This is a genomic window from Aeromonas sp. Lyrl_2 (assembly GCF_051948815.1).
GTDB classification, from domain to species: Bacteria; Pseudomonadota; Gammaproteobacteria; order Enterobacterales; family Aeromonadaceae; genus Aeromonas; species Aeromonas veronii.
This window is the reverse complement of the sequence record NZ_JAYJLJ010000010.1, coordinates 164,591-170,590: the sequence shown is the minus strand read 5'-3', so window position 1 is coordinate 170,590 and position 6,000 is coordinate 164,591. Positions and strand designations below refer to the sequence as shown.

The 6,000-nt window shown below is 58.5% G+C and carries 2 protein-coding genes and 1 pseudogene; 2 read left to right on the top strand and 1 reads right to left on the bottom strand.

All coding sequences use genetic code 11. The features are described 5' to 3' along the window. Positions 1 to 119: 119 nt before the first annotated feature. A complete protein-coding gene (locus VF684_RS11180) occupies positions 120 to 305 on the bottom strand; it encodes a hypothetical protein (RefSeq protein WP_440174230.1) in 186 nt (61 codons plus the stop codon). A 153-nt stretch (positions 306 to 458) separates the two neighbouring features. Here VF684_RS11180 and VF684_RS11175 point away from each other — a divergent pair. Next, positions 459 to 4,703 (top strand): annotated as a pseudogene (locus tag VF684_RS11175) (ATP-binding protein). Next, positions 4,696 to 5,907: an EAL domain-containing response regulator gene (locus VF684_RS11170; protein ID WP_376899997.1), complete on the top strand. Its 1,212-nt coding sequence runs from the start codon at positions 4,696 to 4,698 to the stop codon at positions 5,905 to 5,907. The pseudogene VF684_RS11175 and the gene VF684_RS11170 overlap by 8 nt, the downstream one beginning before the upstream one ends. Positions 5,908 to 6,000: the final 93 nt, after the last annotated feature.

The following is a 6,000-nucleotide window of genomic DNA, read 5'->3' as shown; positions in this document are numbered from 1 at the left end:
ATCCCCTATGCGGGGGGGTTGTCCACAGATCGTGGAAAAACAGAACAAATTTACCTAAAAAAATTCCTAATTAAAATCAGCGGCATTATAAGACGTTGTTTTAATTGAGAAGAATCAATTCATTCATTCAATTGATAAACCTTAGGTCTAAAGAACTCCACCAAACGTTTGGAAAGGGCCATCTCGCAAGAGGTGGCCCTTTTTGTTTGTCCATGTCCATGTTGTTTACCGATATCAAACTGGTTGGTTTTTTTTCCAATATCCCCCTTGAACTGGCCTTTGGCAAAAAAAATCAGGCGCATCACCGCGCAAGCTTTATCATCAGGTTGCCATCCCGGTACTAGCCGGACTCACAACCGCACATCGGCATGTCATGACCCAATATTGAGTAAATTGATGTTGGCCGCTGCATTTTAATGCACTTACAATATGCGCCCAATTCTGTTGGATTCCTTCTGATGCTCCGCCAATGTGATCGTCTATTCCTGTTTCTCCTGCTACTACTCTGGGGCGTGGCTGCGCACGCCATTACCAGTCTGAATGAAGACGAGTTTGATCTGTCTGAGCGCGCCTGGCTGTCATCTCACCAAGAGTTGGTCATCGGCATGCCGATGATGGGTGATCCTCCATACAGCTATAAGGATGCAGATCAACGTTTTACCGGCCCAGTCCCCGATATTGCGCAGCAGATTGCCAGAACGCTCGGGTTGACCCTGCGCTACAAGGTTTACCCCTCCTACGTGGATGCGCTAACCGGGCTTGACCACGGCGAAATCGACATACTGGTGAACGACCAGCCAAGCGAACAATGGCGCTCCAATATTGTCTCCCTCCCGTTTTTGCTCTCCATGCCGCGCGGCGTGCTGCTCAACAATGGCAAAACGAAGTTGTCACGACAGGATGCCCATGGTTTGCACTGGGTATGTGTCACGGGAGTCAATGCTTGCAGTGAATTGAAAAAACTGGGATTTCCTCGTGTGACCGAAGCAGAGAGTCGCAGCGAAGCGGCCTTTATGCTCAAAAAGCGCATGGCTGACACCTATCTTGCTGACATGCCGTCACTGGTGATGGTGAAAGATCAGCACCCCAAGGCTGGTTTCACCATTGCCACTCCGGAATGGGTAAGCGGCACGTCTCTCTCCATCAATATGCACAAGAGCGACCCGGCACTGGTCAGCCTGGTGAGCAAGGCATTCAACGAGATACCGGTTGAGGATCGTCGTCACATGCTGGCCGCCACCACAACTAGCCAACCTGCGGACTCAGGAGCGGTGAAGTCTGTCCAGTTTACCCCTGAGGAGCAGGAGTGGCTCAACCAGCATCCTGAGCTGACTTACGGCGTCTCCCCGGACTGGACCTCCATGAGCGAATTCAATTACCGGGGCAGGCTGGTCGGTTATGTGGCAGACCTGATGGCGCTGATGCAGCAAGTCTCCGGGCTGAAGTTCTCTCTGGTTCGCACCAATAGCTGGGGTGAAACCCAGAATATGCTGAAGCTGCGGCAGATCGATTTTATTCCGGCCATATCCCCCAACCACGATCGCGGCCAGTTTGCGCTGTTCACCCCCGGCTATCTGTTTGTCGATCGGGTCGTTATTGCCCCCAAACGCAGTGCCGATATCACCGATCTCTCACTGCTGCGAGGGAAACGGGTCGGCATGGTGCATGGCTCGCTGGATAAAGATCTACTGACCCACATCGGCGCCCATCCGGTAGAGGTCAACAATGACAACCGCTTGCTGGAGCTGCTGGACACGGGCGATGCCGACTACGTGATGGTCACTCTGCCATCCGTCAACAAACGGGTGAGCGAACGCTATCAGGTGGTCTATGCCGGCAAAGACTTGCGCCTGCCGGTCGCCATGGCCACGCGCAAAGATCCCATGCTGCAGCGGATCCTTACCAAGGTGCTCTATTCGATACCGCCGGAGGAGCTCAATAAAGTGGAGAGACGCTGGCTCTCCATGAGCGTGCAGACCGGCATCAATAGCGAAACAGTGCTGTTCTGGTTCGTAATGAGCGGCGCAACTGCCACCCTGCTGTTTACCCTGTTCTGGGCCTAGAACCGCACTCTGAAACGGGAGATCGTGCAGCGACAACGGGCCGAGAAGACGCTCAATGAGCAGTTGGTGTTTATCCAGACCCTGCTCGACTCCCTGCCCAATATGGTGGCGCTACGGGATCGCGATCATCGCCTGACCCTCAGCAACCGGGCATACCGCGAGCTGTTTGTCGGTGGTGGGGAAGAAGGTGATCGCTGGGGCTATATGACCGAGGACGAGCGGCAACAGATGTTGCGCGAGGAGCGTGCGGTCTGGGAAACCGGCGATATCTTCGAAGGATCGGGTTATACCCAGCGCGAGGGGGATGTTCCCCTTCACGTGGTCTACGTCAAGTTGCCCTATCGCGCAGCAGACGGCGCGATTCAGGGGGTGCTGACGGTATTGACCGATGTCAGTGCCCTCAAGGCCGCCGAAAACAAGGTGCGGGAAGTGGAGGGCAGACTGCGGGATATCACCGACAGCATGCCGGGTCTGGTTTATCAATATCTCTGGCAAGGGGCCGGCAAGGGGAAATTCCTCTATCTGTCCCAGGGGGCCAGCGACATTCTCGGGATGACCCACCAAGAGTTGATGGCAGCCGAGTCTGGCAGCGTGATCCTCGGCTTGAACGATGAGGCGTTGGCAGCCTTTATCGATAAGGTGGCCAAACATGCGCAAACCCTTGAGCCGCTCGATATGGAGGTGCTGGTGCCCTCTGTTCAAGGGGAGCGCTATATCCAGATCCGCGGCAACTTTGTGGCGCAACAGGGCCATGATCGCCTGCTCAACGGCGTGGTGCAGGACATCACCGCCATCAAGCAACAGGAGCATGAGCTGCGCGAGGCGCGCGCCGCGGCCGAGCAGGCGATGCAGGCTCGCAGCCTTTTTCTGGCCACCATGAGCCATGAGTTGAGAACCCCCATCTCGGGCATGCACGGCATGCTGGAGCTGCTGCGCATGAGCGAGCTCAATGATGACCAGCGCTATCTGCTGCGCAATGTGGAGAGCTCGGCCAACCACCTGCTCTATCTGGTCAACGATATCCTCGACTTTTCCAAAATCGAGGCGGGTCAGCTGCACCTCAATCGCCAATCCTGCCGTCTGCTACCCGTGGTGTGCGATGTGATCCGCGGCCATGCAACACTGGCCTACAGCAAGGGGCTGAAGGTCACGCTCCAGTGGGAGGATCAACTCCCCGACCTGGCCGATATCGATCCGGTCAGAGTGGGCCAGGTGGTTTCCAATCTGCTCAACAATGCGGTGAAGTTCACCGAGCAGGGCACCATTTCGATCCAGGTCAGCTATCAGGACCAGCAGCTGGTTATCGCGGTGACGGATACCGGCATCGGCATCGCCGAAGAGAAGCAAGCGCTGCTCTTTACCCCGTTCGAGCAGGTGGAATCCGATATCAATCGCCGCTTTGGTGGCACCGGTCTGGGCCTGGCCATCTGTGAGCAGTTGGTGAGGAAGATGGGCGGTACCCTGACGGTCAAGAGCCAGCTCGGTGCAGGGGCCTGTTTCCGCTTCAGCATCCCGCTGCTCAATGGCCTGTGGGAGCCACCCGCACTGGCGGGCAGCGAATGGTGGTGGCTGGGTAGCGATGCCGCCTTGCAGGCCACCATGGCACGGCTCGGCGCCCGGTTGAGCCCCCTCGAGATCCACCAGCTCACCGCCAATCTCGACGGCCTGCTGTTGGCGGAAGAGGCCGCGCTGGAGTCCAGTCTGGGGAGCGATTGGCACACCTTGCTGCAATCCGGCACTCTCAAGGGGGTCATCCTCTCCCCCCGCGAAGCGTTGCGGGGGCGCATGGGCTCGGAGAATTGGTGGCGCCTCGGCCAATCCCCCCTCTATCCGGATCTGTTGCTCGAAAGCTGCCGCGAACTGATCACCGGGCCAGCCGTGACCACCCATGCCGCCAGCATCGAAAAACTGGGCGGGCGGGTGCTGGTCGCCGATGACCATCTGGTCAATCGCGCCCTGCTGACCCGTCAGCTGGCGATTCTGGGGGTGGAGTGCGAGGTAGTGGAAGATGGCGAGAAGGCGTTGCACGCCTGGCAAACCCGGGATTTCGCCCTGCTGATCACCGACTGCCACATGCCGCACATGGATGGCTACACCCTGACCCGCCGCCTGCGGGAACAAGGGGAGCAGGCACCCATCATCGGCGTCACCGCCGATACCTCGGAGGAGGCGGCAGCCAATATGACGGCAGCCGGCATGAACGGCATGCTGTGCAAACCCTATTCGCTGGAGTCACTGCGCCAGATGCTGCTGCGGTGGTTGCCCGCGACTACGATCACAGAGAGAGTGCCCGCTCGACAGGCCATCAATCTCGACATGATCGGTCGCTGGCAAGATCTGTTTGGCGATGAAGAGATTGCCAAAAGCATGGCAAGGGAGTATCTGGCCTCCAACCGGAAAGATTGCCACGCTATGATGAGCGCGCTCTCCTCCGATGATAGCCAGGAGCTGGTGGAGATCGCCCACCGCATCAAAGGGGCAGCCAGAATGGTCGGGGAGCTCTCCCTGGCCGAGCAGGCGGCGCAACTGGAATCGGCGGCCCGCCTCAAACAGTTGAGCGAGCTCGCGCTGCTGACACAGAGAGTGGAAGAACAGATGAACAATATTGAACGTGAAATGGGATTGTGGCTCGATGAGTAGAACGGCAGACGAGTTGGTCATCATGGTAGTCGAGGATCACGGGTTTCAACGCAAGACCCTGATGCACCAGATCCGGGCGCTCGGTTATCAGCAACTGCTGGAGGCCGCAGACGGCATCGAAGCCCTGGCGCTCTGCCAGAGCCACGCTGTCGACATCCTGTTCTGCGATCTGCGGATGCCCGGCATGGATGGCATGGCGCTGCTGCGCCGCCTCTCGCTGGGTGGCTTTCGGGGCGGCATCATCCTCTCCAGCGCGCTGGAAGATGACGTGGTGGAGGCCGTGCTGCGCATGAGCGCGGCCTATGGTCTCCATGTGCTGGGTCGCATCGAGAAACCCTCCAGCCCGCAGCGGCTGCGCCAGTTGATCGACTCCTGGGCACCCAAGTCGGCCCCCTCGAGCAAGGACGATGGCCTCGTCCTCTCGGTGGACGAGCTCAAACGCGCCCTCGACAACGATCAGTTGCTGCCCTGGTATCAACCCAAGGTCGGCTTTGCGTCCGGCCAGTGGGTGGGGATGGAGGCGCTGGCCCGCTGGCAGCATCCGGAATACGGGCTGATCTCCCCCGGCATGTTTATCCCGCTGGCGGAAAACAACGGCCTTATCGACCAGCTGACCGATGTCATCATCAACAAGTCGCTGCAGGATTGCCATCTGTGGGGCCAGACCGGTCTCTCCCTCAATCTGTCGATGAATCTCTCAACCACCTCGCTGATTGAGGGAGATCTCTGCCACTTCCTGATCAACCAGTGCCAGCGTTGGGGCGTCAACCCCGAGCTGATCACCCTGGAGGTGACCGAAAGCTCGTTTGTCGAGGATATCGGCAAGGCGCTGGAGGTGCTGACCCGGCTGCGGATGCACGGCTTTGGCCTCTCCATCGATGACTTCGGTACCGGCTACTCCTCGATGCAGCAGCTGGCGCTGCTGCCTTTTACCGAGCTCAAACTTGATCGATCTTTTGTCGATCGCTGCTATGCCGACCCCTCCCGTCTGGCCATCATCGAGTCGAGCATCGAGCTGGCCCGCAAGCTGGGGCTGAAATCAGTCGCCGAAGGGGTGGAAGATGTGCAGACCTGGCAACTGCTGGCCAAGCTGGGGTGCGATATCTGTCAGGGCTTCTTCACCGCCCGCCCGATGCCGCGCAGCGAACTGCAGCACTGGCACCAGATCTGGCAAGCCCGACTGCCGACCCTGATATCCGGCTGATCTCCTGCGACCAACCCTTCGGGCCAACAGCGCGCCGACCGGCAACGTGAATGGCCGCCTTGGAAAAGGTGGCCATTTTCTTTATCTAGGACT

Bases quoted from the DNA above. Each gene is read 5' to 3' on its own strand.
- VF684_RS11170 (WP_376899997.1), top strand. From the start codon at position 4,696: ATGAGTAGAACGGCAGACGAGTTGGTCATCATGGTAGTCGAGGATCAC.